This window comes from Pseudomonas sp. G(2018), from assembly GCF_005502415.1.
Lineage (GTDB): Bacteria > Pseudomonadota > Gammaproteobacteria > Pseudomonadales > Pseudomonadaceae > Aquipseudomonas.
This window is the reverse complement of the sequence record NZ_SCOO01000011.1, coordinates 50965-76850: the sequence shown is the minus strand read 5'-3', so window position 1 is coordinate 76850 and position 25886 is coordinate 50965. Positions and strand designations below refer to the sequence as shown.

The 25886-nt window shown below is 59.8% G+C and carries 24 protein-coding genes; 11 read left to right on the top strand and 13 right to left on the bottom strand.

The window, feature by feature from the left end; translation table 11 throughout:
- Window position 1: 1 nt before the first annotated feature.
- Both FFS64_RS13755 and FFS64_RS13750 read left to right on the top strand, forming a co-directional pair.
- Window positions 2-940: an MlaD family protein gene (locus FFS64_RS13755; RefSeq protein ID WP_137805836.1), complete on the top strand. Its 939-nt coding sequence runs from the start codon at window positions 2-4 to the stop codon at window positions 938-940.
- Window positions 937-1563 carry an ABC-type transport auxiliary lipoprotein family protein gene (locus tag FFS64_RS13750; protein ID WP_137805835.1) on the top strand — a complete coding sequence of 209 codons (627 nt, stop codon included), beginning with the start codon at window positions 937-939 and terminating at the stop codon, window positions 1561-1563. Before FFS64_RS13755 ends, FFS64_RS13750 begins: the two co-directional genes overlap by 4 nt.
- A 31-nt stretch (window positions 1564-1594) precedes the next feature.
- On the opposite strand, the gene FFS64_RS13745 is transcribed toward FFS64_RS13750, so the two are convergent.
- The 4 genes from FFS64_RS13745 to FFS64_RS13725 all read right to left on the bottom strand — a co-directional run bounded on the left by FFS64_RS13745 (window position 1595) and on the right by FFS64_RS13725 (window position 5654).
- Window positions 1595-2824 (bottom strand): nucleoside recognition domain-containing protein, encoded by a 1230-nt coding sequence (locus FFS64_RS13745; RefSeq protein ID WP_095194491.1) that lies wholly within the window; start codon window positions 2822-2824, stop codon window positions 1595-1597.
- A gap of 106 nt (window positions 2825-2930) precedes the next feature.
- A complete protein-coding gene (gltP, locus tag FFS64_RS13740; protein WP_137805834.1) occupies window positions 2931-4262 on the bottom strand; it encodes a glutamate/aspartate:proton symporter GltP in 1332 nt (443 codons plus the stop codon).
- A gap of 869 nt (window positions 4263-5131) precedes the next feature.
- Window positions 5132-5296 (bottom strand): DUF1328 domain-containing protein, encoded by a 165-nt coding sequence (locus FFS64_RS13730; RefSeq protein WP_003170804.1) that lies wholly within the window; start codon window positions 5294-5296, stop codon window positions 5132-5134.
- 70 nt (window positions 5297-5366) lie between these two features.
- Window positions 5367-5654, bottom strand: a complete 288-nt coding sequence (locus FFS64_RS13725) for a hypothetical protein (protein WP_137805832.1) — start codon at window positions 5652-5654, stop codon at window positions 5367-5369.
- Between the two features lie 434 nt (window positions 5655-6088).
- Between FFS64_RS13725 and algB the strand changes: the two genes are divergently transcribed.
- Window positions 6089-7435: a sigma-54-dependent response regulator transcription factor AlgB gene (gene algB / locus FFS64_RS13720; protein WP_095194487.1), complete on the top strand. Its 1347-nt coding sequence runs from the start codon at window positions 6089-6091 to the stop codon at window positions 7433-7435.
- 10 nt (window positions 7436-7445) lie between these two features.
- The gene (locus FFS64_RS13715; RefSeq protein ID WP_137805831.1) at window positions 7446-9236 is read left to right on the top strand and encodes a KinB sensor domain-containing domain; all 1791 of its coding nucleotides are present in this window, start codon (window positions 7446-7448) and stop codon (window positions 9234-9236) included.
- 4 nt (window positions 9237-9240) lie between these two features.
- On the opposite strand, the gene FFS64_RS13710 is transcribed toward FFS64_RS13715, so the two are convergent.
- The 7 genes from FFS64_RS13710 to FFS64_RS13675 all read right to left on the bottom strand — a co-directional run bounded on the left by FFS64_RS13710 (window position 9241) and on the right by FFS64_RS13675 (window position 16566).
- Complete coding sequence (locus FFS64_RS13710) at window positions 9241-10851, bottom strand: EAL domain-containing protein (protein WP_137805830.1); 1611 nt, start codon at window positions 10849-10851, stop codon at window positions 9241-9243.
- A gap of 77 nt (window positions 10852-10928) precedes the next feature.
- Window positions 10929-11708, bottom strand: coding sequence for an N-acetylmuramoyl-L-alanine amidase (locus tag FFS64_RS13705; protein ID WP_137805829.1), 780 nt, complete (start codon window positions 11706-11708; stop codon window positions 10929-10931).
- Window positions 11709-11813: 105 nt separating this feature from the next.
- Window positions 11814-13868: a diguanylate cyclase gene (locus FFS64_RS13700; RefSeq protein ID WP_137805828.1), complete on the bottom strand. Its 2055-nt coding sequence runs from the start codon at window positions 13866-13868 to the stop codon at window positions 11814-11816.
- A complete protein-coding gene (locus tag FFS64_RS13695; RefSeq protein ID WP_095194482.1) occupies window positions 13869-14744 on the bottom strand; it encodes an endonuclease/exonuclease/phosphatase family protein in 876 nt (291 codons plus the stop codon). It abuts the gene before it with no gap.
- 14 nt (window positions 14745-14758) lie between these two features.
- Window positions 14759-15400, bottom strand: coding sequence for a thiol:disulfide interchange protein DsbA/DsbL (locus FFS64_RS13690; RefSeq protein WP_137805827.1), 642 nt, complete (start codon window positions 15398-15400; stop codon window positions 14759-14761).
- 200 nt (window positions 15401-15600) lie between these two features.
- On the bottom strand, window positions 15601-16230 hold the full coding sequence (locus FFS64_RS13680) for a cytochrome c (RefSeq protein WP_095194479.1): 630 nt from the start codon (window positions 16228-16230) through the stop codon (window positions 15601-15603).
- Window positions 16231-16275: 45 nt separating this feature from the next.
- On the bottom strand, window positions 16276-16566 hold the full coding sequence (locus tag FFS64_RS13675; protein ID WP_137805825.1) for a cytochrome c5 family protein: 291 nt from the start codon (window positions 16564-16566) through the stop codon (window positions 16276-16278).
- A gap of 191 nt (window positions 16567-16757) precedes the next feature.
- On the opposite strand from FFS64_RS13675, the gene yihA reads away from it, so the two are divergent.
- On the top strand, window positions 16758-17399 hold the full coding sequence (gene yihA, locus FFS64_RS13670; protein WP_095194478.1) for a ribosome biogenesis GTP-binding protein YihA/YsxC: 642 nt from the start codon (window positions 16758-16760) through the stop codon (window positions 17397-17399).
- Window positions 17400-17731: 332 nt separating this feature from the next.
- On the opposite strand, the gene polA is transcribed toward yihA, so the two are convergent.
- Entirely contained in the window at window positions 17732-20536 is a 2805-nt protein-coding gene (gene polA, locus FFS64_RS13665; protein WP_137805824.1) for a DNA polymerase I, read from the bottom strand.
- 74 nt (window positions 20537-20610) lie between these two features.
- Here polA and FFS64_RS13660 point away from each other — a divergent pair, with 74 nt between their 5' ends.
- On the top strand, window positions 20611-20901 hold the full coding sequence (locus tag FFS64_RS13660; RefSeq protein ID WP_095194476.1) for a DUF2782 domain-containing protein: 291 nt from the start codon (window positions 20611-20613) through the stop codon (window positions 20899-20901).
- Between the two features lie 57 nt (window positions 20902-20958).
- A complete protein-coding gene (locus tag FFS64_RS13655) occupies window positions 20959-21909 on the top strand; it encodes a homoserine kinase (RefSeq protein WP_137805823.1) in 951 nt (316 codons plus the stop codon).
- A gap of 109 nt (window positions 21910-22018) precedes the next feature.
- On the opposite strand, the gene FFS64_RS13650 is transcribed toward FFS64_RS13655, so the two are convergent.
- Window positions 22019-22939 (bottom strand): zinc ABC transporter substrate-binding protein, encoded by a 921-nt coding sequence (locus tag FFS64_RS13650; RefSeq protein WP_137805822.1) that lies wholly within the window; start codon window positions 22937-22939, stop codon window positions 22019-22021.
- A gap of 66 nt (window positions 22940-23005) precedes the next feature.
- On the opposite strand from FFS64_RS13650, the gene zur reads away from it, so the two are divergent.
- Genes zur through FFS64_RS13630 form a run of 4 tightly spaced genes read left to right on the top strand, consistent with a single transcriptional unit; the run spans window position 23006 to window position 25811 of the window.
- Window positions 23006-23488 (top strand): zinc uptake transcriptional repressor Zur, encoded by a 483-nt coding sequence (gene zur / locus FFS64_RS13645; protein WP_095194474.1) that lies wholly within the window; start codon window positions 23006-23008, stop codon window positions 23486-23488.
- Window positions 23488-24273, top strand: coding sequence for a zinc ABC transporter ATP-binding protein ZnuC (znuC, locus tag FFS64_RS13640; protein ID WP_095194473.1), 786 nt, complete (start codon window positions 23488-23490; stop codon window positions 24271-24273). The genes zur and znuC overlap by 1 nt, the downstream gene beginning before the upstream one ends.
- Window positions 24266-25054 (top strand): zinc ABC transporter permease subunit ZnuB, encoded by a 789-nt coding sequence (znuB, locus tag FFS64_RS13635; RefSeq protein ID WP_095194472.1) that lies wholly within the window; start codon window positions 24266-24268, stop codon window positions 25052-25054. The genes znuC and znuB overlap by 8 nt, the downstream gene beginning before the upstream one ends.
- 37 nt (window positions 25055-25091) lie before the next feature.
- Window positions 25092-25811 carry a PA5502 family lipoprotein gene (locus FFS64_RS13630; protein WP_137805821.1) on the top strand — a complete coding sequence of 240 codons (720 nt, stop codon included), beginning with the start codon at window positions 25092-25094 and terminating at the stop codon, window positions 25809-25811.
- The last annotated feature ends 75 nt before the right edge of the window (window positions 25812-25886 follow it).

Sequence of the window (25886 nt, the reverse complement as noted above, 5' to 3'; positions counted from 1 at the left end):
CATGGAAACCCGAGCCCATCATGTATTGATCGGCCTGTTCACCGTGATTGTGGTGACGGGCGCCCTGCTCTTCGGCCTGTGGCTGGCCAAGTCCAGCGTCGACACCGAATTCAAGGACTACGAAGTCGTGTTCAACGAGGCGGTCAGCGGCTTGTCCAAGGGCAGCTCCGTGCAATACAGCGGGATCAAGGTCGGCGACGTGGTGTTGTTGCGCCTGGACCCGGAAGACCCGCGCCGGGTGCTGGCGCGGATCCGTCTGGGCGGCGATACGCCGGTCAAGGAAGACACCCAGGCCAAGCTGGCGCTGACCGGGGTCACCGGGACGTCGATCATCCAGCTCAGTGGCGGCACACCGCAAAGTCCGACGCTTAAGGGCAAGGACGGCAAGCTGCCGGTGATCGTCGCTTCACCCTCGCCCATCGCCCGTCTGCTCAACGACAGCAACGACCTGATGTCCGGCGTGAACATGCTGATGCACAACGCCAATCTGATGTTCTCGACGGAAAACATCGAACGCATCAGCAAGACCCTTGAGCATCTGGAGCAAACCACCGGCACCATCGCCGAGCAGCGCGGCGACCTGCGCCTGGCCATGCAGCAACTGGCTTCTGTCGGCAAGCAGGCCGGCACCATGATGGAACAGACCTCGGCGCTGATGCGCAACGCTAACGGTTTGCTCAACGATCAGGGCAAGCAGATGTTCGGCAGCGCTGAACAGGCCATGAAGTCGCTGGAACAGAGCAGCGCGACGATCAACAAACTGCTCAGCGCCAATCAGGATTCGCTCAACAGCGGCATGCAGGGCCTCAATGGCCTGGCCCCGGCGGTGCGCGAGCTGCGGGAAACCCTGACCTCGCTACGCACCATTTCGCAACGCCTGGAGGCCAACCCCAGCGGCTACCTGCTGGGCAGTGACAAGAACAAGGAATTCACTCCATGAAGCTGATTGCCCTCGCCCTCCTCGCCGGCTTTACGCTGATCAGCTCATGCTCGATCCTGCCCAAGTCCGAGCCGTTTGATGTCTATCGATTGCCATCGGCGCAAAGCAGCCAGTCGACCAGTCACGGCACACCGCAGCGCTGGTCGCTGCGCCTGAACAAACCCCAGGCCAGCGAGGCGTTGAACAGCCCGAACATTGCCGTCGTCCCCCAGGGCGATGTGATCAGCAGCTACAAGGGCTCGCGTTGGAGCGACCCGGCACCGGTGCTGTTGCGCAATCGTCTGTTCGATGGTTTTCAGCGCGATGGTCGGGTGACGTTGCTCAGCACTGACGACAGCAACTTCCTGGCAGACCTGGAATTGGGTGGCAATCTGCAGGCGTTCCAGACGGAGTATCAAGGCACCGCCGCCAGCGTTGTCGTGCGGATGGATGCGCTGCTGGTGCGCGGGTATGACCAGCGCATCCTTGCCAGCCGCCGCTTCGAAGTGCGCCAGCCATTGGGCGATGTGAAGGTGCCTGCCGTCGTCAGCGGATTCGGCCAGGCCAATGATCAGCTGACGGCGCAGGTGGTGGCTTGGGCCGTGGAGCAAGGGCAGAAACTGGCGCCACCACCACGGCTTTGAAGCCGCCGACGCCCCCACATTGGTTTTGTGGTTATCCGAAGAACCAGTAGCAGACGCCGATAGCGCCCAGGACGCCCGCCAACTCCGCCAACAACGCACACCCCACCGCATGCCGCGCGCGCTGGATGCCCACCGCGCCGAAGTAAACGGCCAGCACATAGAACGTGGTTTCGGTACTGCCCTGGATCGTCGCCGCTACCAGTGCCGGGAAGCTGTCCACCCCCGATGTTTTCATGGTTTCGATCAGCATCGCCCGGGCGGCGCTGCCGGAGAATGGTTTGACCATCGCGGTCGGTAGCGCATCGACGAAGCGCGTGTCCCAACCGGCCCATTCCACCAGATGACGAATCCCGTCCAGGCCGAAATCCAGTGCCCCGGACGCCCGCAGCACGCCTACGGCGCAGAGCATCGCCACCAGATACGGCAGCAGGTTCTTCGCGACGTCGAAACCCTCTTTGGCGCCTTCGACGAACGCCTCATAGACCTTCACTTTGCGCAGCGCGCCAATCACCAGAAACAGCATGATGATCCCAAATAGCGTCAAATTACCGAGGATCGACGACAAACTGGCCAGTGCGGTGGCAGAGAGCGTCGCCAGCAACGCCATGAAACCACCAAGGATGAGGGCACCGGGAATGATGTAGGCCAACACCACCGGGTCCCAGACACGCAGGCGTTGCATGAACGCCACGGCCAGGAAGCCGACGATGGTCGAGCAACTGGTGGCCAGCAGAATCGGCAGGAACACCAGCGTCGGATCGGGCGCGCCTTGCTGGGCGCGGTACATGAAAATCGTCACCGGCAGCAGGGTCAGGGAGGAGGCGTTGAGTACCAGGAACAGGATCTGCGCGTTGCTGGCGATGGTGTCGCTGGGGTTGAGTTCCTGCAGGGCCTTCATGGCCTTCAGGCCGATCGGCGTGGCGGCATTGTCCAGGCCCAGGCCATTGGCGGCGAAGTTCAGGGTGATCAGGCCGATGGCCGGGTGACCGGCCGGCACTTCAGGCATTAACCGCAGAAACAGCGGGCCGAGGGCCTTGGCCAGCCTTTCGACGATCCCGGCTTTCTCGGCAATTCGCAGAAAACCCAGCCAGAGGGTGAGGGTGCCGAACAGCAGGACCATGACCTCGACCGACAATTTGGCCATGGCGAAAATGCTTTCCACCATCGCCGCGAAGATCCCGGCGTTGCCGCCGATCAGCCATTGCGCCAGCGCCGATACGGCGGCCACGATGAAGAAGCCAAGCCACAGGCCATTAAGCATCAGTCAAATCCCCCAAAAGATGCGCGAATGATAGCGGGGTGGCCACAAACGACAAACCCCGGATTTCTCCGGGGTTTGTTTAGCGTTGTGCACGCGGACCATTGTGTTAGTTGGTGGAAACCTCACCAACCGGCAGCTTTTCTTTGCTGCGCCAGTGCGGCAGGGAGTTCCAGTAGCGCTGGCCCTTGGCCTCGTCGTACATGCCTTCCCAGCGTGCGATGACCAACACGGCCAGGGCGTTGCCGATGACGTTCAGGGCGGTACGGGCCATGTCCATGATGCGGTCGACACCGGCGATGAAGGCCAGGCCTTCCAACGGGATACCCACGCTACCCAGGGTGGCCAGCAGCACCACGAAGGACACGCCCGGTACGCCAGCGATGCCTTTGGAGGTGACCATCAGGGTCAGGACCAGCAACAGTTGCTGGCTGATCGACAGGTCGATGCCGTACAGCTGAGCAATGAAGATGGCCGCGATGCTTTGGTACAGGGTCGAACCGTCGAGGTTGAACGAGTAACCGGTCGGCACCACAAAGCTGCAAATGGCTTTCGGCGCACCGTAGGCTTCCATCTTCTCGATCACGCGCGGCAGCACGGTTTCGGAGGAGGCGGTGGAGTAGGCCAGTACCAGCTCATCCTTGAAGATGCGCATCAGCTTGATCACCGAGAAACCGAACAGGCGAGCAATCAGGCCCAGGACCACGAAGGCGAAGAAAGCGATGGCGACGTAAACCAGGATCACCAGTTTCGCCAGCGGCAGCAAGGATGCGAAGCCGAAGTTGGCCACCGTCACCGCGATCAGTGCGAAAACGCCGATCGGGGCGTAGTTCATGATCATGTGAGTGACCTTGAACATGCTTTCCGAGACGCCCTGGAACATCGTTACCAGCGGGTCGCGCAGCTCAGGCTTGAGGCTCGACAGACCGAGGCCGAACAGCACCGAGAAGAAGATGATCGGCAGCATTTCGCCGCGGGCCATGGCCGCGAAGATGTTGGACGGGATCAGGTTGAGGATGGTTTCGATGAACGCGTGTTCATGCTGAACCTCAGCCGCCGTCGCCTGGTACTTGGAGATGTCCACGGTACCCAGGGTACTCATGTCGATGCCCGCACCCGGATGGAACAGATTGGCCAACAGCAGGCCGACGACGATGGCGATGGTGGTGACGATTTCGAAGTAGATGATGGTTTTCAGGCCAATGCTACCGAGCTTCTTCGCATCACCGACGCCGGCAATGCCGACGATCAGGGAGGAGATCACGATCGGGATCACGATCATCTTGATCAGACGGATAAAGATATCGCCTGCCGGTTGCAGAACGTTGCTGATCCACCAGGCTTTCTCGGCACTGAAATGGTTGAGCAGCGCACCGATTGCAATCCCCAAGACCAGACCGATGAGGATCTGCCAGGCGAGGCTAAGCTTTGCCTTCTTCATATCTTTACCCTTACTTCAGTTTGACTCGGGCAGATGCGCAAACTGGAACGCTCGTGGCGAAAAAGTCGTGTGCATCTGCCCCCGTATAAGGAGCCCCGGAGCGCTTGTTGATGGCTCTCTGGCAGGCGAAAAAAGGCGCAACTATTCCGATGCAAGGAAGCGACGTCTAATGCCGTAAACGCCTACCCTATGCCGAATCGGCATGAGGTTTTTTCACTGAAAGCGACGTCGCAAACGGTTCGAATATGACATTTCGGCAGGCATAAGTGCCGTGAACCGGCCATCACAGCGCAGATTGAGTGTTTTTTGATCAGTCGAATGGAAGGATATTTTCGGGAAAATCCCCTGGGGTTCAGGGAAGATTTACGGCAAAACACAGACGATATTTCTCGATATACGGTCGCTGGCGAAACACCGGGAAAAGTATTTTTCGGGGCGCAGCGTACGAATTATCGGGGGAGGGGGGTGAAAACGAATGGATCGCTCTAGTTCAAGGCTTCGTAAAGCCCTTCGCAAGTCCGTCGAGTCCTGATTGACCGGCGAACTTGCGACGCAGCTTTTCCTGACCCGGCCCTTGCGCAGGTACTCCCTGTACCCGTAGGTCACTCCGCCCCTGAACCAGGCAGAACGTCCCGACCCCTTGGTCATGCACCGGCCCTCCTCAGGTGGGCGCAGGGGAAGAAGCGATGGCTTCTCTCGTATATCTGAATTCCGTACTTGTTCGGGTCCTTTTCGGGCTGCTCCATCAACCATTCCTGCATACCCTGGTACGGTCTGCCGAGGAATCGGAGTGTGCCTGCCCGCTTGAGCCCGGGGCAGCACCGCCCAACAGTAGGGCGGCTGCCAGTGTCTCTACCAAACGCTCATGTTCAGCCTCGACCGCGACGGCCAAAGAAGAAGGAAGCAATGAACATCACCAGGAACACGACAAAGAGAATCTTGGCGATACCCGTGGCGGTGCCCGCGATACCACCGAAGCCCAATACGGCGGCAACAATGGCAATGATCAAGAATGTGATTGCCCAGCTCAACATGGTGATTCTCCTTACGCTTCTATTCAGAGGTGCTGCGTTTCCCGGCGCTTTGAGCGCGCCAAGTGTGTACTTAGAACACCCAGCGCTCCTGGCGAGGCATTTCGTCCATCGCCTGGTGTTGGTCGACGTCCACCATTCGCATCGAAGTGCTGTCGGCCATACCGTTGCTGGCGGCGCTGAAGTGGGTTTGGGTCGGGTGCTGAAACGACACGTTTGGCCCTTCTTGCTGTTGGCTTTGCTCCCAGCGCACAAACTGCTGGCCGCCGATCAAGGTGATCAACAGCGCCAACACGGCGAACACGCCTTGCTGGAGATGCAGTGGCGAGAGCTGCAATGGGGTGGCACGTTGGCGATTCATCCTGAAGCTCCTCCCACTCGGGGTAATCGGGTTGAGGGCGATTTGTTGTTGCCCTGCGTTACTCACGACATTGCAGCCTGCGTGCCAGATTTTTTTTGTAAAAAAATACTTATAAATCAGTTGGTTGTGATGGTGTCGTAAGTCCTTTCGGGCGCATCCTGCACGATGGAGCTTTTCACGGTCGTGCGTAATGCACGATCAGCTGACGGTTATCGCAATATTTTTGGAATTGAGAGGAGGGCGTAGCTGTCAGAAAAAGATGTGATTCATCGTCTGAGCAGAAGCTGTCTATAAAAGGAATACAAAATCGGGCGAAAACCGGTGTGGCGGTAGATAACTACCTCGCCATGACGGGAATGGATCAGAATGAACCATGCAACTTGCCCGATTTTTCCGGGACTAAACCAAGAACATTCATTATGGAGCGTAGGAAAATGGAATCAGCCACTGAGCATCAAGGCCGTATTCTTCTGGTGGATGATGAGTCCGCCATCCTGCGAACCTTCCGCTATTGCCTCGAAGATGAAGGCTACAGCGTGGCGACTGCCAACAGCGCCGCGCAAGCCGACGCGTTGCTGCAACGCCAGGTCTTCGACCTGTGCTTCCTCGATCTGCGCCTGGGTGAAGACAACGGTCTCGATGTGTTGGCGCAGATGCGCATTCAAGCTCCCTGGATGCGCGTGGTGATTGTCACCGCGCACTCGGCGGTGGATACGGCCGTCGACGCCATTCAGGCCGGTGCTGCCGATTATCTGGTCAAGCCTTGCAGCCCCGACCAATTGCGCCTGGCCACTGCCAAGCAGCTTGAAGTACGGCAATTGTCGGCGCGTCTGGAAGCCCTGGAGGGCGAGGTGCGCAAACCCAAGGACGGCCTGGATTCCCATAGCCCGGCGATGAAAGTCGTGCTGGAAACGGCCCGTCAGGTGGCCAGCACCGACGCCAATATTCTGATTCTCGGCGAGTCCGGCACGGGTAAAGGCGAGCTGTCTCAAGCCATTCACGGCTGGAGCAAGCGGGCGAAGAAGTCCTGCATCACCATCAACTGCCCGTCGCTGACTGCTGAACTCATGGAAAGCGAACTGTTCGGCCATAGTCGCGGAGCGTTTACAGGGGCCAGCGAAAGTACCTTGGGTCGGGTCAACCAGGCGGATGGCGGCACGCTGTTTCTCGACGAAATCGGCGATTTTCCCTTGGTTTTACAACCGAAGTTACTGCGATTTATTCAGGACAAAGAGTATGAGCGTGTGGGCGATCCGGTCACCCGCCGCGCCGATGTGCGCATTCTCGCGGCCACCAACCAGAACCTCGAAGACATGGTTCGCGACGGACGTTTTCGCGAAGACCTGCTCTATCGCCTGAACGTCATCACTTTGCACCTGCCACCGCTGCGCGAGCGTAGGGAAGACATCCTTAATCTCGCCGACCGCTTTCTGGCGCGCTTCGTCAAAGAGTACGCCCGCCCGGCCCGGGGTTTCAGTGATGAGGCCCGCGAAGCGTTGCTGGGGTATCGCTGGCCGGGGAATATTCGTGAGCTTCGCAACGTGGTGGAGCGGGCGAGCATCATTTGCCCGCAGGAGCGGGTAGAGATCAGTCACCTGGGCATGGCGGAAGCACCGGTCAACAATGCTCCGCGCATTGGCGCTGCCCTGAGCCTGGATGAACTGGAGAAAGCCCATATCGGCGCAGTTCTCGCCACTGCCGGCACGCTGGATCAAGCCGCCAAGACGCTGGGCATCGACGCGTCGACGCTGTATCGCAAACGCAAGCAGTACAATTTGTGAGCCGCCTGCGATGAAACTGGCGATGAAGTTGCGGACCCGGCTGTTCCTGAGTATTTCCGCACTGATCACCGTTGCGCTGCTCGGGCTGTTGCTTGGTCTGGTCAGCGTGATGCAGATGGCCGGGAGCCAGGAAGCACTGGTGCGCAACAACTTCGTCACCCTCGATATCGGGCTCAAGCTGCGCCAGGCGTTGGGTGACCAGTTGATCATCATGCTCAGTGAACAACCGGATTCTGTGGCCTTCGAAGCATCCAAGCAGCGTTACTTCGAATTGCTGGAAGAGGGGATCGCCCAGGAGCCGGCGAGCATCGGCAGCGAATCCGGTTTCAAGAAAGCCAAGGCTGACTACCTGAGCTTTATCAAGGCGTACGAAGTTTCGCCTGACCCGACACGTGTGCTGAGCGGCGACGACGAACTCACCGAAAAATTCAACGCCCTGCGAAATGGTCTGATCACCGAACACAAGCGTGCGCTGGATGACATCACGCATACCGAGCGGCAGGCCCGTGAACGTGCATTGCTGATCGCTGGCCTGCTGGGTCTGGTCGGGTTGGCTGTTTTGATCATCGGATTCGTGACGGCCCATGCCATCGCCCGGCGTTTCGGCGAACCTATCGAGGCCCTGGCGCAGGCGGCGGATAACATCGGCCAGGGCAATTTCGACGTCACCCTGCCAGTCTCCTCGGCGGTTGAGCTGAATCAGCTGACCAAACGCTTCGGGATCATGGCCGAAGCGCTGCGTGAACATCAGGCCACCAACGTCGATGAACTGCTTGCCGGTCAGCAGCGGCTGCTGGCGGTACTCGACAGTATCGACGACGGCTTGCTGATGATCGATCGCCAGGGTCACCTGGAACACCTCAACCCGGTGGCACAGCGCCAGTTGGGCTGGGACGATGAGCGGATTGGCCAGGGGTTGGGCGCTGCACTGCAACGTCCCGAACTCGATGAGCAACTGCAACTGGTGCTGCGTGGCGGCACGCTGGAGCGAGCGCCGGAGGATTTGAGCATCGAGGTCGATGGCGAGGCACGGTTGCTGACCTACAGCTTGACGCCGGTCATTCATACCCAAGGGAATATTCTTGGTGCGGTCATGGTGCTGCATGACGTTACCGAGCAACGGGCATTCGAACGGGTGCGAAGCGAGTTCGTGTTGCGCGCCTCCCATGAGCTGCGGACGCCGGTGACCGGCATGCACATGGCGTTCGGCCTGTTCCGCGAGCGCGCACATTTTGCCCCGGACTCCCGTGAAGCCGATCTGCTGGATACGGTGAACGAAGAAATGCAGCGCCTGATGCAGCTGATCAACGACTTGCTGAATTTTTCCCGTTACCAGAACGGATTGCAGAAACTCACCCTGGCGCCGTGTTCCATTGAGGATTTGCTTGAGCAGGCGCAGATGCGCTTTACCTGCGGCGCTGAGGAGAAGGGCATCGAGTTGTTGGTGGAAGTACAGGGGCCATTACCACGCCTGCAGGCCGATCAGCCGCAATTGGATCGGGTGCTCGACAACCTGATCGACAATGCCCTGCGACACACTGCCTCGGGTGGCCTCATACGCTTGCAGGCCCGGCGTCATGGCGAGCGGGTGATCATCAGTGTTGAAGATAACGGCGAAGGCATTGCCTACGGACAACAGGGACGGATCTTCGAACCCTTTGTGCAAGTCGGCCGCAAGAAAGGCGGGGCCGGGCTCGGTCTGGCGCTGTGCAAGGAAATCGTGCAGTTGCACGGCGGACGGATGGGCGTCTATTCGCGGCCAGGGCAGGGCACGCAGTTCTACATGGCGTTGACGGTGTAGCGCGCTACGCTTCGTCATCCAGGCGTCGGCTGGCCAATCGGCGACCACGGGTAATCAACTCGATGAACTGCACGGCACTCAATGCATGGGCGAATAACCAGCCCTGACCAAACTTCACACCTTCACTGCTCAGGAGCGCGGCCTGGGATTCATGTTCGATGCCCTCGGCAATGACCTTCAGGTGCAGTGACTGTGCCATGTGGATGATGTGCGGAGCCACACCGCTACTGGCCGCGTCATGGCCCAGTGCGTCGATAAAGGCCTTGTCGATTTTCAGGCAATCCACCGGCAGGGTTTGCAGATACGCAAGGCTGCAATAGCCGGTGCCAAAGTCATCGATCAGCACCTGATGCCCGACATCGCGCAAGGCTTGCAGATTTTCCCGGGCCACCACCACATCGATCAGCCCGCGTTCGGTGACCTCAAAGGCAATCTGTTTGGCGGCAACGCGATGCAGGGTCAGCAGGCGTGCCATCACCTGGCCGATTCGCGGCACCATCACATCACACGCCGCCAGGTTGACCGAGATGTACAGCTGCGGATTGGCTCGCAGCAATTGCCCCAGCTGTTCCAGCAAGCGTTGCAGGACGAAGTCGGTCATCTGGCGGATCTGCCCGGTGTTCTCCGCCATTGGAATGAACAGGTCAGGGCTGGTCAGGGTCCCATCCGGCCGGCGCCAGCGCAGCAAGGCCTCGGCGCCGACGCAGTTACGGCTGTCGAGGTCAAAGATCGGTTGATACAGCACCTGCAATTCGCCCCGGCGTATGGCGCCGGTCAATTCGGCGTCCAGGGACTGCCGCTGGCGCACCAGCAGAAACACCAGAAAACCCACGCATAAGGCCAATCCCACGCAGACCGGCAACAACCACCACCACACCGGTGGTATATGGGGGCCGCCGCGGGGGCTGATCAGCACCAGTTGGTATTCCGGGTTGTCGGTGGGCATGCGGTAAATCAGACGCGACTGAGTGACTTGCAGCGCATCCCGGCTTTTCGGCGGCCACATTTTTGGCGGCCAGGCTTGCGCCACACCCAGTACCGGAATCGCCCGAGTACCGTGGTCGAGTACCACCAGCAGGCTGCTTCCCGGCGACAGGTCGACCATATCGGTCAAATGCCCGCGGGACGTCGCGACCCGGAAATTGCCCCGCCCGAGCATCAGTACGGCACGGTTTTCATCGGGTTCGGTGGTGGTGTTCAGCCAGTAGCTGTAGGTGGGGCCCTGGATGTCAGGTGGTCGTATCAGCGACAACGCTTCCTTGCGTGGGCGATTGGTACAGATCCGCGGAGCATCCATGTAGGCGGCTTCATAGACAAAACGATAATTGAAACTGACCTGCTGCAGCGTCGCGACCATCTCCTCATTGCAGGTCCGCAGCGGCTGGGCTTCCAGATCATCAAGGCTTTCGCGCAATTGCCCGAACAACTGCTCCAGCCGGGCGAGGAAGCGTTCGCCCTGCGCATTCATTTCCTGGCTTTCGCTCTGCTCGACTTGATGCAGGGCGATAAACAGGCTGCCGGTCATCAGCAGTGTTGCACTCAGGACAGCCGCCAGTATCGCCAGAAACCATGGGCGATAGAACCAACTACGGAATGTCTCTCGAGCAACAGTCATTATGGCAATATCCGAAGAATTACCAATGAGTTATAGCTGCTGATTGGAAAAAAGCGCTGACCGTCGGGCGGGCGTCATTATTTTGTCTGATTCAAAACCTGTAGCAGCGCCGCCGTTTGCGCATCTGGTGTGCCGTCGAAGCGCGATGGGCGGAAATGCATCTGGAAGGCGGCGATCACATGGCGTGTGGCGACATCCAGTTCGCCGGTCTGCGGTGTTTCATAACCGACGCGGGCCAGTTGTGCCTGGTACCAGCTGATGCTCGGCAGCTGTACTTCAAACTGTACCTGCTGTCGCGCCACGGCCTGCTCGTTCGGCCAGATGCCGATACCTTCCGCCGCCAGACGTTTCCAGGGAAACAGCGGGCCGGGATCGAGCTTGCGCAGCGGTGCAATGTCGCTATGGCCGACGATACTGCGAGGGCTGATGACGTAGCGTTTGCTGATGTCCTTGAGCAGTACGATCAAGGACTGGACCTGCGCTTCGCTGTAGGGGTACCAGAGGCGCCCGGTGGGTGTGTCCTTGAAGCCCTGATTGACGATTTCGATGCCCAGGGAGCTGGAGTTCATCCAGGTCCGGCCTTGCCATTGGCTTTCGCCGGCATGCCAGGCCCGCATGTTTTCATCCATCAGTTTGTAGATGGTCGCCTTCTTGTCGTCGCCGATCAGGTAATGGGCGCTGACTTCGCCATGGGTCAGCAGTTGCAGCGAGCGCTCCATCGAGGCGGAGGTGTAGTGCAGCACCACGAACTGGATGCGGCTGTCATGATTGGCTGAAGGGTGACTGGTGTCGAAGCGTGGGCCGCTGGTGCAACCAGCCAAGAGCAGCAGCGACACAATGAGAGCGATAAATTTCATGGCAGGAGGCAATACGCACTGGACAGTAATGCAACAGTGTAACGTAATGCCTGGTGTAGGGAGGGCAATTGAACAAAATGGAACAATTAGCCCTCAGCCTGTCTCCTAGCCCAGCTCCACTCGGTTGCGGCCCGCATTTTTAGCTCTATAGAGCGCCTGATCGGCTCTCTTGAGCACCAGATCACTATGCTCGTCGGGTTTGAATGCTGTCAGGCCCATCGAAATAGTGATCGTTACCCGCTCACCCTTGAAGTGGAACGGGCAGGCTTCGATCGAAGCGCGCAAGTGTTCGAGCAGTTTCATGCCGGCCGCCGGCACTGTCGACGGCAGCAGCAGGACAAATTCCTCGCCGCCAAACCGGGCAATGAAATCCGTCCCGCGCAGGCGCTTGCGCAACACGGTGGCAATGATCTTCAGCACCTTGTCGCCCGCCAGGTGACCGTAGTTATCGTTGATGCGTTTGAAGTGATCGAGGTCAAGCATGGCCAGCATCAAGGTGTTGCCGTGTTGCTGCCATTGGCTGATTTCATGGTCCAGCCGTTCGCTCCAGGCTGCGCGGTTGGGCAGCCCGGTCAACGGGTCGATTAATGCTTTCTGGCGCTGTTCTTCAAGATGTTCGCGAAAGCCCAAGGCTTCCTGCTCCATGTGTGCCACCCGATCGGCCAGGCTGTGCAGGCGGGCTGCGACCTCCTGCTCGCGCTCGTCGCGCTGCCGGCGGTGTTGGTCCATGGTGCCGAGCAGGCCTTCGAGGTGGTTTTCCAGAACATGCTTGAGCCCCTCCAGGTCGGCCGCCTCATGCATGCGGGTCTGCAGGCCGTCGACCTGTTCGCGGATCTGCGTATCCATGGCCTCTGCCGCGGAACGGTTGTCGGCATGGCCCGCGCTGGCGGCTTGCAGATTGCTCTGGAACGACTCGAGGCGTTCGTTTAGGTGCTGCAGGTACGCTTCGAACTCATGCTGACCACTGTCCGAGATCGCCAGCATCAAAGTCGCCAGATCGTCGAGGATCGGCAGCAACTCATACCAGTTCAAGCCGTTTTTCAGGCGATCGCGCATCGATTCGGCTTGCGGGCGGTGCCGTTCGGGGAGCGTCAGATCGTCGAGCAGCCCCAGCAGAGTGTCTTCAATGTGCTTGGCCACCGAGCTGTAGGATGGCTCGGGGGAGTCCGGCAGCGCATAGAGCATGTCGTGGCTGGGCAGTTCCGGCTCGCCGGGTGCCAGGGCTGTAGGCCGTGGCGGGGAATCGGGAAGCGCTGCATGCGTAAGTTCGTCGGGATTGATTGCCGGCTCGATCTGAAGCGCGGGTGTCTCGACGGGTATTGGTATTTCGTTGGCTTCATCCGGTCGGGCATGCGCCTCGGGGAGCGGATTGGGCGCTTGCTGCGGATCGAGGGCAGGCGCAGCAGTTGCAGGGGCGGCAAGAGGTTCGGGCGTCTCGGATGATGCCTGTACAGCCTGTGGCTGGGCGGCCACGATGGTCGGGTCCGAAACTTCGAGGCGTGGCTCATCGATTGCCGGTGCGGGTTCGGTGGTTGCGGGCGATGACGCGGCCATCGGCGCGGGGAGCGCTTCGACAGGCGTTGCAATGGCAGCTTGTCCGGCGACAGGGGTGAGCGGCGTCATTGCATCTTCAGTGTCCCGGTGACCGAACAACCGTTGCAACAGACCGGGGCGTCCAGGTTCTGCAGGGCTTTCCACCTGGCTCAAGGCTTTGCCTTGCAAGCCGCTCAGTTCGCTGAGCAACAAGGGAATCTCGCGAGCCTGGCTGACGCGGCTATCCAGCTGTTTGGCGAAGCTCTTCAGCGGTCGGCTGACTTCCCGGGGCAGCGGCAACGTTTGCAGCTGAGTCACCAGTGCGGTCAGTGCCGCGCTGGTCTGGTTCACTCGGGTTTCACGACGCTGCTCGGAGTCGAGCACGGCTTTTTCCAGGCGCGGAAGCAGGGCAGCGAGACCGGCGTCCATGTCATCGGTGCGCACGACTTCACGCATCTCCTTCATGCACTGGTCGACGGCGCGGTCGGTGCCTTCTGCCGCCAGGGTGCTGCGTACCAGTCCGCGACGCAGCAAGTCGAGGCGGGCGTCCCAGCGACGTTCGAGCTTTTCCTGTTGTTCGATGCTTTTGAGGTACTTCTCTTTCCAGCGCTGTGCTTCGTCGCTCATTCAGGGGTTCCGCGTGGGGGCAGGACTCAACGCGGGCAATGCATCGGCCGTGAGCGAACCCGGCAGACGAATCTCTACCGCGACCGGCAGGTGATCGGAAATGGGTTGGGCCAGCACCTCGACCTTTTCAAGGGTCAGGGTAGGGCTCAGCAGGATGTGGTCCAGGCAGCGTTGCGGGCGCCAGCTAGGGAATGTCGCTTCCAGTTGCGGTGCAAGCAGGCCGAGATCGCGCAATGGCGAGTGTTGCAGCAAGTCGCTGGCATGGGTGTTCATATCACCCATCAGCACTTGATGCTTATAACCGCCAATCACTTCGCGGATGTACGCCAATTGCATGCTGCGGGCTCGCGCGCCCAGCGCCAGGTGCATCATGACCACCACCAGCGCTTCCGGACCTTCGCCGAAGCGCACCAGGATCGCTCCGCGACCTTTCGGCCCTGGCAGCGGATGGTCTTCGATCGCCCACGGGCGCAAGCGGCTGAGCACGCCATTGCTGTGCTGGCCGAGGTGTCCGAGATTGCGATTGAGCTGTTGATACCAGTAGGGGAAGGCGCCGAGCTGGGCCAGATGTTCGACCTGATTGACGTAGCCTGAACGCAGGCTGCCGCCATCGGCTTCCTGCAAGGCGACCAGATCGAAGTCCCCCAGCAGGTTGCCGATTTTCTGCAGATTGTCAGCGCGCCCGGTGTGCGGCAACAGGTGTTGCCAGCCCCGGGTCAGGTAATGCCGATAGCGCTCGGTACTGATGCCGACCTGGATATTGAAACTGAGCAGGCGCAAACGGCTGTCTTCGGGCAGACCCGTCGACTCCAGATGATGCTCGTTGACCCGTGGATCATGCAGGCCAACGATGCGTTCAGTTCCCCAGCGGCGCATGGCGGGTGCTGCCCTTAGTTGGCGGCAGCCTTGTTAGCCGCTCGCTCTTTGTCGATCAGCTTGTCAGCCAATTGCAGGGCTTGCTCGGCGCCGCCGGCAGAGCCCACGTCAAAGCGATATTTGCCGTTGACGATCAAGGTTGGAACACCGGAGATTTCATATTTCTTGGCCAGGTCGGTGGCCTTGGCGATCTGACCCTTGATGGCGAACGAGTCGAAGGTGGCCAGGAACTTGTCCTTGTCGACGCCCTGGGTGGCCAGGAAGTCCGCCATGTCATTCTTGTCGGTCAGCTTTTTGTGTTCTTTCTGAATGGCTTCGAACACTGCAGTGTGGACCTTGTGTTCGACACCCATGGCTTCAAGGGTCAGGAACAACTGGCCGTGTGCGTTCCACGGACCGCCGAACATGGCGGGGATACGGACGAAGTTCACGTCGGAAGGCAGCTTCTCGACCCAGGGATTGATCACTGGCTCGAAGGCGTAGCAGTGCGGGCAGCCGTACCAGAACAGCTCCACAACTTCGATCTTGCCCGGAACGGCGACCGGAACCGGATTGCTCAGTTCGACGTAAGGGGCGGCGGGGGCTTCGGCAGCCTGGGCAGTCATGCCGAACAGGCTGGCAGCGACGAGTGCGGCGCTGATGATCAGATTACGCATGCTTTACTCCTGGACAAGTTTTATCGCCTCGCGCGACCTGTTTTCAGACAGATCATGGCGGGTCTGAGTTCTGTAGTGTAACGGCAGCGGCCACAAAAAAGGGCGGCCAAAGCCACCCTTTTTATACTTGCTGCGACGGATTAATCGAGCGTTAACGTTGCAAGCGTTGTAGGCCTTGCGCAACGCCCGATTCGCCGACCTTAGTGCAGGCCTTGAATGTAGCTCGACACTGCGGCGATGTCTTCGTCGCTCAGCTTTTTGGCAATGCTCTGCATCGGTTTGGTATCGCCGTCGTTGGCCCGACCACCTTCTTCCTTGCGGAAGTCGGTCAGCTGCTTGGCAATGTATTGAGCGTGCTGGCCACCCAGGTGCGGGAAGCCGGCTGCCGCGTTGCCTGTGCCGTTTGGCGAGTGGCAACCGGTGCAGGATGGCAGCCCCTTGGCCAGATCACCGCCACGGAACAGCGCTTCACCGCGAGCCACGATTTTCGGGTCGGCGGCGCCGACGCTGCCTTTCTGGCTGGCGAAGTAGGCGGAGATGTCCGCCAGGTCCTGATCGCTCAGATTGGTCAGCAGACCGGTCATTTCCAGAACGGTGCGCTTGCCCGACTTGATGTCGTGCAGTTGCTTGGTCAGGTAGCGTTCACCTTGCCCCGCCAGTTTTGGAAAGTTTGGCGCCATGCTGTTGCCATCCGGGCCATGACAGGCGCCACATACGGCGGCTTTTGCCTGGCCTGCGGCGGCGTCACCAGGTTTTACTGGCTCACCTGCAGCATGGGCAATGCCGGAGATTCCCACGGTCAACAGCAGACTCACGATCAATTTGTTCATCAGCTAATCCAACTACGGCTAAGGGTTAAGAGTTATGGACCGGGTTTACTCGCTCATCCACTGGATGATGGCTCGGTAATCCTCGGCACTGCAGTCCATGCACAAACCACGCGGCGGCATCGCCTTGAAACCCTGGGTCACGTGTTGCACCAGCGTCTCCATACCTTTCGTCAACCTCGGCGTCCAAGCTTCCTGATCGCCTCTTCTGGGCGCCATGGGTAGTTGGCCGGAATGACAGGCACCACAAACACGGTTGTACACAGCTTCCGGATCCTGTGTAGCCTGAGCGCTGTAAAGCGGCATCAAGACACCGGCGGCTAGCAGCCATTTCGTCATAAAACGACCTTTTCAGGGTTGAGAGCGTGCTGCGTTCTAGTGCGCAATCAAGGTCTGTCGCTCTCGTGAACTTCATCCTACGCTGGGACAAAGCGCACACAAAATCTGCGGCATTATATACTGGCGTCACTGAAACGGAAGCGACACTGCTTGCCGCGCCCATTCCCGGCGCCGCCCACATCGGAAATCCCATGCAACTCAAGAATCCCATCCTCGGTCTGTGCCAACAGTCCACCTTCATGCTCAGCGCCGCCAAAGTCGACCAATGTCCGGACGACGAAGGTTTTGAAGTCGCCTTCGCCGGGCGTTCCAACGCCGGCAAGTCCAGTGCGCTCAACACCCTGACCCATGCCAGCCTGGCGCGTACCTCGAAAACACCGGGACGCACACAGCTGTTGAACTTCTTCAAGCTAGACGATGAACGTCGTCTGGTCGACCTGCCGGGTTACGGTTACGCAAAAGTACCCATCCCGCTCAAGCAACATTGGCAGCGTCACCTGGAAGCGTACCTGGGCAGTCGCGAAAGCCTGAAGGGTCTGATTCTGATGATGGATATCCGTCATCCAATGACTGATTTCGACCTGCTGATGCTCGACTGGGCCGTGGCCAGCGGCATGCCGATGCACATTCTGCTGACCAAAGCGGACAAGCTGACCTATGGCGCGGCCAAGAACACGCTGCTCAAGGTTCAGTCGGAAATCCGCAAGGGCTGGGGCGACAGCGTGACGATTCAGCTTTTTTCGGCGCCGAAACGCATGGGCCTGGAAGACGCCTACACTGTATTGGCAGGCTGGATGGAACTGGCGGACAAGGGCGCCGAGGTGGCCGAATAAAAGACTGGCTGTGACGCGCTTTTGCCTTGCATGAGCGCGTCACAGCCAGTTTTCAGGCAAAAAAAACCCCGGACTTCTATGGGGAGGGGGAAGTTCCGGGGTTCAAGTTCTAGACCGCTAGGGCGGGGTCCAGATATCTGCCAACACTTAACACAACATAGGAGCATCGAAGGGCTTCACCAGCCATTCAGTAACTCTGAGTAGCGATTCCCAGACTAGTTCAGATTTTTTTCAAATACGTTTGGAATAACCCCAAGCATTTTCCGGACTAAGCGCTCTTTGCTTTTTCTGCCGCGGCACTATGCCGCAGCAAAACCCCCATCTTGATGGGCTCAGTGAGCCTCATCCCAGTTGTTACCTACACCCACTTCGACCAGCAGCGGAACATCCAGTTTCGCCGCACCGCTCATGTGGACGCGAATTTCATCGCGAACCTGGTCGACCAGATCTTCACGCACCTCAAGCACCAATTCATCGTGCACCTGGAGGATGACTTTGGCATCGAGGCCCGAAGATGCCAGCCAGTTGTCCACCGCAACCATGGCTTTCTTGATGATGTCCGCTGCGGTGCCCTGCATCGGCGCGTTGATCGCCGTGCGTTCGGCGGCCGCTCGTTCTTGCGGTTTGTTGGAGTTGATCTCCGGCAGATACAGCCGGCGCCCGAAGAAGGTTTCCACATAACCCTGCTCCGCTGCCTGGGCGCGGGTGCGGTCCATGTACTCGCGCACACCCGGATAACGGGCGAAGTAAGTATCGATGTAAGCCTTGGCGGTCTTGGTATCGACGCCGATGTCTTTGCCAAGCTTCTGTGCGCCCATGCCGTAGATCAGGCCGAAGTTGATCGCCTTGGCGCTGCGGCGCTGGTCGGAGGTCACGTCCGCCAATTCGACCTTGAACACCTCGGCAGCAGTGGCGGTGTGTACGTCCAGATTGTGGCGGAAGGCGTTCATCAGACCTTCATCCCGAGACAGATGCGCCATGATCCGCAGTTCGATCTGCGAATAGTCCGCTGCCAGCAATTTGTAACCGGTCGGGGCCACGAAGGCCTGGCGGATGCGACGCCCTTCAGCGGTGCGCACCGGGATGTTCTGCAGGTTCGGATCACTGGAAGACAGGCGCCCTGTGGACGCCACCGCCTGGTGGTACGAGGTGTGGATGCGCCCGGTGCGCGGGTTGATCTGCTCCGGCAAACGGTCGGTGTAGGTGCTTTTCAGCTTGCTCATGGAGCGGTATTCCATCAGCACCTTGGGCAGCCGGTAGTCGTCCTCGGCCAGTTTGGCCAGCACTTCTTCGGCAGTGGATGGCTGGCCCTTGGCGGTTTTCTTCAGTACCGGCAGACCGAGCTTCTCGTAAAGGATGACGCCAAGTTGCTTGGGCGAACCGAGGTTGAACTCCTCGCCGGCTATCTCGAAGGCTTCACGCTCCAGCGCCACCATCTTGTCGCCCAGTTCAATGCTTTGCACCCCGAGCAGTGCGGCATCGACGAACGCGCCTTGGCGTTCGATACGCGCCAGCACCGGCACCAACGGGATTTCGATGTCGGTCAGCACGCTGGCCAGGCTAGGGATGGCGGTGAGTTTCTCGAACAGTGCCTGGTGCAGGCGCAGAGTTATGTCGGCGTCTTCGGCGGCATACGGGCCCGCCTGTTCCAGAGCGATCTGATCGAAGGTCAGCTGCTTGACGCCTTTGCCGGCGATGTCCTGGAAACTCACCGTGGTGTGGTCCAGATACTTCAGCGCGAGGCTATCCATGTCATGGCGGGTCGCTGTGGAGTTGAGTACATAGGACTCGAGCATGGTGTCGAAAGCGACTCCACGCACGGTGATACCGTTGGCCTGATCGCCACCGATGGCGCAGTTGGCCAGGATGTTCATGTCGAACTTGGCGTGCTGGCCGACCTTGAGTTTGTTGGGGTCTTCCAGAATCGGCTTCAGGGCACGCAGGACCGTGTCGCGGTCCAACTGCTCCGGCACGCCGATGTAGGAATGGGTCAATGGGATGTAGGCCGCTTCGTTGGCCTGCACGGCAAACGACAAACCCACCAGTTGTGCCTGTTGCGCGTCGATGCCAGTGGTTTCGGTGTCGAAGGCGAACAACTTGGCGTTGTTCAGTTTCTCCAGCCAGACGTCGAATCGCGCCTGATCGAGGATGGTCTCGTATCGGGTTGCAGACGTCGTCACCGGTGCCTCGGCTTCGGCGGCGCTGAACAGATCGACGACCGGCTCAGGCTCGACGGCAGCGCTCAGCTCAACGCGCTTGGCGTCCCGTTGCAGATCGTTCAGCCAACTCTTGAATTCGAGCAGGTTGTAGAGTTCGGTGAGTTTGACCGGATCTTCCGGACCCATTTGCAGGTCATCGAGGCCAATGTCCAGCGGCACATCGACCTTGATCGTTGCCAGCTGGTAGGAGAGGAACGCCATCTCCTTGTGCTCTTCGAGCTTGGCCGGCAGAGTCTTGGCACCGCGGATCGGCAGGGTCGGGACGATATCAAGCTGCGCGTAGAGTTCGGTCAGGCCGCCATTCACACCGACCAGCAGGCCGGAGGCGGTTTTCGGACCGATTCCTGGAACACCCGGAATGTTGTCGGAAGAATCGCCCATGAGCGCCAGATAATCGATGATCTGCTCCGGAGCGACGCCGAATTTCTCCTTCACGCCCTCCACGTCCATGCTGCTACCGGTCATGGTATTGACCAAGGTAATGTGGCCGTCAACCAGTTGCGCCATGTCCTTGTCGCCCGTGGAGATAACCACCGGGCGATCGGCGGCGGCGCTGCTGCGGGCCAAGGTGCCGATCACGTCGTCGGCTTCGACGCCTTCAACGCACAGCAGCGGGAAGCCCAAGGCGATCACGCTCTGATGCAACGGCTCGATCTGCACGCGCATGTCGTCGGGCATGCTCGGACGGTTAGCTTTGTATTCGGCGTACATCTCATCGCGAAATGTCCCACCCTTGGCGTCGAACACCACGGCAAACGGACTGTCCGGGTACTGCTTGCGCAGACTCTTGAGCATGTTCAACACGCCCTTGACCGCACCGGTCGGCAGGCCTTTGGAAGTGGTCAGCGGTGGCAGCGCGTGAAAGGCGCGGTACAGGTAAGACGAACCGTCCACCAGGACGAGGGGGGCTTGGCTCATGAGCAGGATCAACCTTTTCGGCGGGTCCGGCGCTAGAATAGCGGGACCGTTGACGACAAAGGGACAAGGTTATCATGCGCACACTAAATCGCCTGTTGCTGGCTGGGTTGTTTGCAGTCACTCCGTTGGCCGTGATGGCGGCGGACGATGCGCCATCGCCGGAACCGGAAGTCACCATTCGCACTGAAGGCGACAATACGATCAAGGAGTACCGCCAAAATGGCTTTCTGTACGCCATCCAGGTCACTCCGAGTGTCGGCAAACCGTATTTTCTGGTGCGCGCCGATGGATCGGACGGTAACTTCATCCGCTCGGATCAGCCGGATATGCTGATTCCGTCGTGGAAGATCTTTGAGTGGAAGTAGTTTCTTAATTTCAATCGGCGCTGGCTCAACAGCGGCGCCCGTACTGGCAGTTTAAACATGTCTGTGTTCACCCCCCTGGCTCGGCCCGAGCTGGAAACCTTTCTCGCCCCTTATGGCCTCGGCCGCCTGCTTGATTTCCAGGGGATTGCCGCCGGTAGCGAAAACACCAATTTCTTTATCAGCCTGGAGCAGGGCGAGTTCGTCCTGACCCTGGTCGAGCGTGGCCCGGTGCAGGAGATGCCGTTCTTCATCGAGTTGCTCGACGTACTGCACGAAGCCGACCTGCCGGTGCCTTACGCCCTGCGCACCACCGACGGCGTTGCGCTGCGCGAATTGGCCGGCAAGCCAGCGCTGTTACAACCGCGCCTGGCCGGCAAACACATCAAGCAAGCCAACGCGCAGCATTGCGCGCAGGTGGGTGAGTTGCTGGCGCACCTGCACCTGGCGACCCAGGCCAAAATGATCAAGCGCAAGACCGATCGTGGCCTGGACTGGATGCTGGAGGAGGGCACGCAGTTTCTGTCGCACCTCAATGCCGACCAGAAAGAATTGCTGGAGCGGGCGCTGGAAGAAATCACCCAGCAGAAAGAGAAAATTCTGGCGCTGCCTCGGGCGAACATCCACGCCGACTTGTTCCGCGATAACGCGATGTTCGAAGGCACGCACCTGACCGGCCTGATCGACTTCTACAACGCCTGTTCGGGGCCGATGCTCTACGACGTGGCGATTGCCCTGAACGATTGGTGCTCCGACGATGACGGCCTGATCGACGGGCCACGGGCGCGGGCGTTGCTGGGAGCTTATGCCGCACTGCGTCCGTTCACCGCAGCCGAAGCCGAGTTGTGGCCGACGATGTTGCGGGTGGCGTGTGTGCGTTTCTGGTTGTCGCGGTTGATCGCGGCGGAGTCATTTGCCGGGCAGGATGTGTTGATTCACGATCCGATGGAGTTTCAACAGCGATTGGCGCAGCGGCAGACGGTCAACACACCATTGCCTTTCGCCCTGTAGGAGCGAGCTTGCTCGCGAAGAAATCCGCAGCACCGCGGGGTGTCAGGCACCCCGCGTCACCGTTCAAGATCATCGCGAGCAAGCTCGCTCCTACAGATATCTGTGTTGGTTACAACGACTCCAGGCACCCCACCAAATCATTCCCCAGCTTTTCCAGCACCTGCTCATAGCCCTGAGCAGTCGCCGGCGTGTACCCGCCCAGCGCATCCAGTTCCGCCAGTTTCACCGGCAGGCCGGCCACCAGGGTTTCCGCCAGGCGTGGGCGCAGCGGTGGTTCGCTGAACACACAGGTCTTGCCGACTTCCTGCAGTCGTGCGCGCATCGCCGCGACATGCTGGGCACCGGGTTGCACCTCGGCTGCGACACTGAACACACCCGCGTGCTTGAGACCGTAGGCATCTTCGAAGTAGTCGAAGGCCTCGTGGAACACGAAGTAAGGTTTGCCTTCAACACCCGCCAGACGTTTCTTCAGGCGCAGGTCGAGGTCATCCAGGCGTTCATCAAAGGCCTTGAGGTTGCTTTGATACCGCGCTGCGTTGGCGGGATCGGCCGTGCTGAGGTCGGCGGCCATTTTCGTGGCGATGACCCGGGCGTTGATCGGCGACAGCCACAAATGCGCGTCCAGGCTGCCTGGGCGGTGATCGTGGTCATGTTCGTCGGATTCTTCGGCGTGGGAGTGGTTATCTTCGGCGAAATGGCGAAGTTTTAGACCGGGCAGATCCTGTACAGCGACGCTGGGCAGCGTACGGCCATTCAGTACCCGAGGCAGGAAGCCTTCCATGTCCGGCCCGATCCAGTACAGCAGATCCACCGATTGCACCTTCCGTACGTCGGAAGGGCGCAGGGCATAGTTATGCGGCGAAGCGCCGGGCGGTAGCAAGACTTCCGGGATCGCCACGCCATCCTGTACGGCAGCGGCAATCAGCTGTAGCGGCTTGATGCTGGTGAGGACCTTGACCTCGGCTTGCGCCGGACCAATCAGCAGAAAACTTGCGACAAATGCGACAAAGATAGAAAAAAGTCGGGACACGATGACCACTCGAAGAGGCGAGAACGGGTAACATAATAACGTCTCTCACAAAACTCGTCGCCGCTCATGCCTAAAACACCGATTGCCAGCCGTCCCCACGACCACTCTCATTGCGTGCACAGCGCTCTGTCTGAGGCCGATGCCCTGTGCGAACGCCAAGGTCTGCGTCTGACCGCGTTGCGTCGGCGGGTGCTGGAGCTGGTATGGCAAAGCCACAAGCCGTTGGGCGCCTATGACATTCTCGCGGTACTCAGTGAGCAGGATGGCCGCCGCGCGGCGCCACCGACCGTGTACCGCGCGCTGGATTTCCTGCTGGAAAACGGCCTCGTACACCGCATCTCTTCGCTCAACGCCTTCATTGGCTGCAATCACCCGGAACACGCACACCAGGGCCAGTTCCTGATCTGCCGTGATTGCCACGCAGCCATTGAGCTCGAGCAGAAATCCATCAGCGACGCGATCATCGCCAGCGCCCAGGATGTCGGGTTCGTCGTCGAAGCCCAGACGGTCGAAGTGATCGGCCTCTGCTCGGGTTGTCAGGGGGCTTGATGAGCAACGCGCTGATCCGCCTCGAGCAGGTTGCCGTCACGTTTGCCGGGCAAAGTGTGCTGGATAATATCGAGCTGAGCGTCGAGCCAGGGCAGATCGTCACCCTGATCGGCCCCAACGGTGCCGGCAAGACCACCCTGGTGCGCGCTGTACTGGGATTGTTGAAACCCGACAGCGGCAGTGTCTGGCGCAAGCCGAAACTGCGGGTCGGCTACATGCCTCAAAAACTGCATGTCGATCCGACCCTGCCGCTCTCGGTCCTGCGCTTCTTGCGTCTGGTGCCGGGCGTGGACCGAGCGATGGCCTTGGCCGCGCTCAAGGAAGTCGGTGCCGAACAGGTGATCGACAGCCCCGTACAAAGTGTTTCCGGCGGTGAGATGCAGCGTGTCTTGCTCGCCCGCGCCCTGTTGCGCGAACCGGAATTGCTGGTGCTGGATGAGCCGGTGCAAGGCGTCGACGTGGCCGGGCAGGCCGAACTCTACAGCTTGATCACCCGCCTGCGTGACCGTCACGGCTGCGGTGTGCTGATGGTTTCTCACGATCTGCATCTGGTGATGAGCACCACCGACCAGGTGGTGTGCCTGAATCGCCACGTTTGCTGCTCCGGCCACCCCGAGCAGGTCAGCGGCGATCCGGCCTTCGTCGAGCTGTTCGGAAAAAACGCACAAAGCCTTGCGATTTATCACCACCATCACGACCACGCCCACGATTTGCATGGCTCGGTGGTCAAGGCGCCCGCGTCGGGCCATAACCATGTTCACGGAGATAGCTGCAAGCATGGCTGATTTTCTGCTCTACGCCCTGCTTGCAGGCTTGGCTTTGGCGGTCGTCGCGGGGCCGTTGGGTTCTTTCGTGGTGTGGCGGCGCATGGCGTATTTTGGCGACACCCTGTCCCACGCGGCGCTGCTGGGTGTGGCGCTGGGCTTCCTGCTGGATGTCAGCCCGACCGTTGCGGTCACCGTGGGCTGTTTGCTGTTGGCAGTGATGCTGGTGACGTTGCAGCAGCGTCAGCCGCTGGCATCCGACACGCTTTTGGGAATTCTCGCACCCAGCACCCTCTCTTTAGGCCTGGTGGTACTAAGCTTCATGCACGAAGTGCGGATCGACCTGATGGCCTATCTGTTTGGCGACCTGCTGGCGATCAGTCCGACCGATCTGGCGTGGATTCTCGGCGGTAGCGCGGCAGTGCTGGCGTTGCTGGTGACGCTGTGGCGGCCATTGCTGGCAATCACCGTGCATGAGGAGTTGGCCAGGGTCGAAGGCCTGCCGGTGGCGGGGTTGCGCATGGCGCTGATGTTGCTGATCGCCGTGGTGATTGCCGTGGCGATGAAAATCGTCGGCGTGTTGCTGATCACTTCGTTGTTGATCATTCCGGCGGCTGCGGCACAACGTCACGCCCGCTCGCCGGAACAGATGGCACTGGGCGCGAGCCTGCTGGGCATACTCGCCGTGTGTGGCGGGCTGGCGCTGTCCTGGTTCAAGGACACACCGGCCGGCCCGTCGATTGTAGTGACGGCCGCCGCGCTGTTTCTGCTGAGTTTTGTTCTGCCCCGTCGAGGGGTGTAGACTTGCTCGTTTTTTGCGCAAATAGAGAGTCGCAGGAATGAAGTCGTTCCCCTCCCGTTATCTGCTCCTTGTCGCATTTTCCTTGCTGCTGGGCGCTTGCCAAAGCACGCCACCAGCGGCCACCGAGGTCCCGGATGCGCGGGCCACGGCCATTGCACAGCTGGAACAAAGCCTGGCCAGCAGCGAACTGGCCACTGCCGAAGGGCAACTGGCCGCCTTGCAGGCTGAATCGCCCAACGATCAATCCCTGGAGCAATACCAGCGGCAGTTGGCCGAAGCCTATCTGATGCGCAGCCAGATCGTGCTGCAAAAAGGTGATGTAAACGCGGCCGCCACCGCCCTGGCTCGGGCCCGCGCCTTGATGCCCAAGGCTCCTGCGCTCACCGGCGGGGTCAATGGTGCGCTCGCTCAAGCCCGCAAGGCTGAACTGGAAAAAACCGAAGCGGATCTCAAGTCCGCCGAAGCCAAGCGCAAAGCCAAGGTCATTGACCCGGAAGCTGAAAGCACCACGGTGAAACTGAAAATCACCGATATGGGCAAAATGCGCCGTCAACTGGATGCCATTGCCGCCGATGTGGTGAATTTTCAGTGCGATGTGAGCCTTCAGGTGCCACGTACTGATGATTATCCATGGTTGGCTAACCTGCTGACCAAGCGGGTGAATAAGCTGGATCCGCAGTTTGATTTGAAGCTGGAGCGGCAGATTCTGCGCAGTGTTCCGGCGCAAGTTGTTCTGAGTCCTCGCAAAGCCCCTTAAAAGCTTCGCGGGCAAGCCCGCTCCCACAGGGATAGCGTAAAACCTGTGGGAGCGGCGGTGCGACGATTCGACTTG

Excerpts from the sequence above, each read along its gene's own strand:
- FFS64_RS13755 (WP_137805836.1), top strand. The coding sequence starts at position 2 with ATGGAAACCCGAGCCCATCATGTATTGATCGGCCTGTTCACCGTGATT.
- FFS64_RS13750 (WP_137805835.1), top strand. The coding sequence starts at position 937 with ATGAAGCTGATTGCCCTCGCCCTCCTCGCCGGCTTTACGCTGATCAGC.
- FFS64_RS13745 (WP_095194491.1), bottom strand. The coding sequence starts at position 2,824 with ATGCTTAATGGCCTGTGGCTTGGCTTCTTCATCGTGGCCGCCGTATCG.
- gltP (WP_137805834.1), bottom strand. The coding sequence starts at position 4,262 with ATGAAGAAGGCAAAGCTTAGCCTCGCCTGGCAGATCCTCATCGGTCTG.
- FFS64_RS13730 (WP_003170804.1), bottom strand. The coding sequence starts at position 5,296 with ATGTTGAGCTGGGCAATCACATTCTTGATCATTGCCATTGTTGCCGCC.
- FFS64_RS13725 (WP_137805832.1), bottom strand. The coding sequence starts at position 5,654 with ATGAATCGCCAACGTGCCACCCCATTGCAGCTCTCGCCACTGCATCTC.
- algB (WP_095194487.1), top strand. The coding sequence starts at position 6,089 with ATGGAATCAGCCACTGAGCATCAAGGCCGTATTCTTCTGGTGGATGAT.
- FFS64_RS13715 (WP_137805831.1), top strand. The coding sequence starts at position 7,446 with ATGAAACTGGCGATGAAGTTGCGGACCCGGCTGTTCCTGAGTATTTCC.
- FFS64_RS13710 (WP_137805830.1), bottom strand. The coding sequence starts at position 10,851 with ATGACTGTTGCTCGAGAGACATTCCGTAGTTGGTTCTATCGCCCATGG.
- FFS64_RS13705 (WP_137805829.1), bottom strand. The coding sequence starts at position 11,708 with ATGAAATTTATCGCTCTCATTGTGTCGCTGCTGCTCTTGGCTGGTTGC.
- FFS64_RS13700 (WP_137805828.1), bottom strand. The coding sequence starts at position 13,868 with ATGAGCGACGAAGCACAGCGCTGGAAAGAGAAGTACCTCAAAAGCATC.
- FFS64_RS13695 (WP_095194482.1), bottom strand. The coding sequence starts at position 14,744 with ATGCGCCGCTGGGGAACTGAACGCATCGTTGGCCTGCATGATCCACGG.
- FFS64_RS13690 (WP_137805827.1), bottom strand. The coding sequence starts at position 15,400 with ATGCGTAATCTGATCATCAGCGCCGCACTCGTCGCTGCCAGCCTGTTC.
- FFS64_RS13680 (WP_095194479.1), bottom strand. The coding sequence starts at position 16,230 with ATGAACAAATTGATCGTGAGTCTGCTGTTGACCGTGGGAATCTCCGGC.
- FFS64_RS13675 (WP_137805825.1), bottom strand. The coding sequence starts at position 16,566 with ATGACGAAATGGCTGCTAGCCGCCGGTGTCTTGATGCCGCTTTACAGC.
- yihA (WP_095194478.1), top strand. The coding sequence starts at position 16,758 with ATGCAACTCAAGAATCCCATCCTCGGTCTGTGCCAACAGTCCACCTTC.
- polA (WP_137805824.1), bottom strand. The coding sequence starts at position 20,536 with ATGAGCCAAGCCCCCCTCGTCCTGGTGGACGGTTCGTCTTACCTGTAC.
- FFS64_RS13660 (WP_095194476.1), top strand. The coding sequence starts at position 20,611 with ATGCGCACACTAAATCGCCTGTTGCTGGCTGGGTTGTTTGCAGTCACT.
- FFS64_RS13655 (WP_137805823.1), top strand. The coding sequence starts at position 20,959 with ATGTCTGTGTTCACCCCCCTGGCTCGGCCCGAGCTGGAAACCTTTCTC.
- zur (WP_095194474.1), top strand. The coding sequence starts at position 23,006 with ATGCCTAAAACACCGATTGCCAGCCGTCCCCACGACCACTCTCATTGC.
- znuC (WP_095194473.1), top strand. The coding sequence starts at position 23,488 with ATGAGCAACGCGCTGATCCGCCTCGAGCAGGTTGCCGTCACGTTTGCC.
- znuB (WP_095194472.1), top strand. The coding sequence starts at position 24,266 with ATGGCTGATTTTCTGCTCTACGCCCTGCTTGCAGGCTTGGCTTTGGCG.
- FFS64_RS13630 (WP_137805821.1), top strand. The coding sequence starts at position 25,092 with ATGAAGTCGTTCCCCTCCCGTTATCTGCTCCTTGTCGCATTTTCCTTG.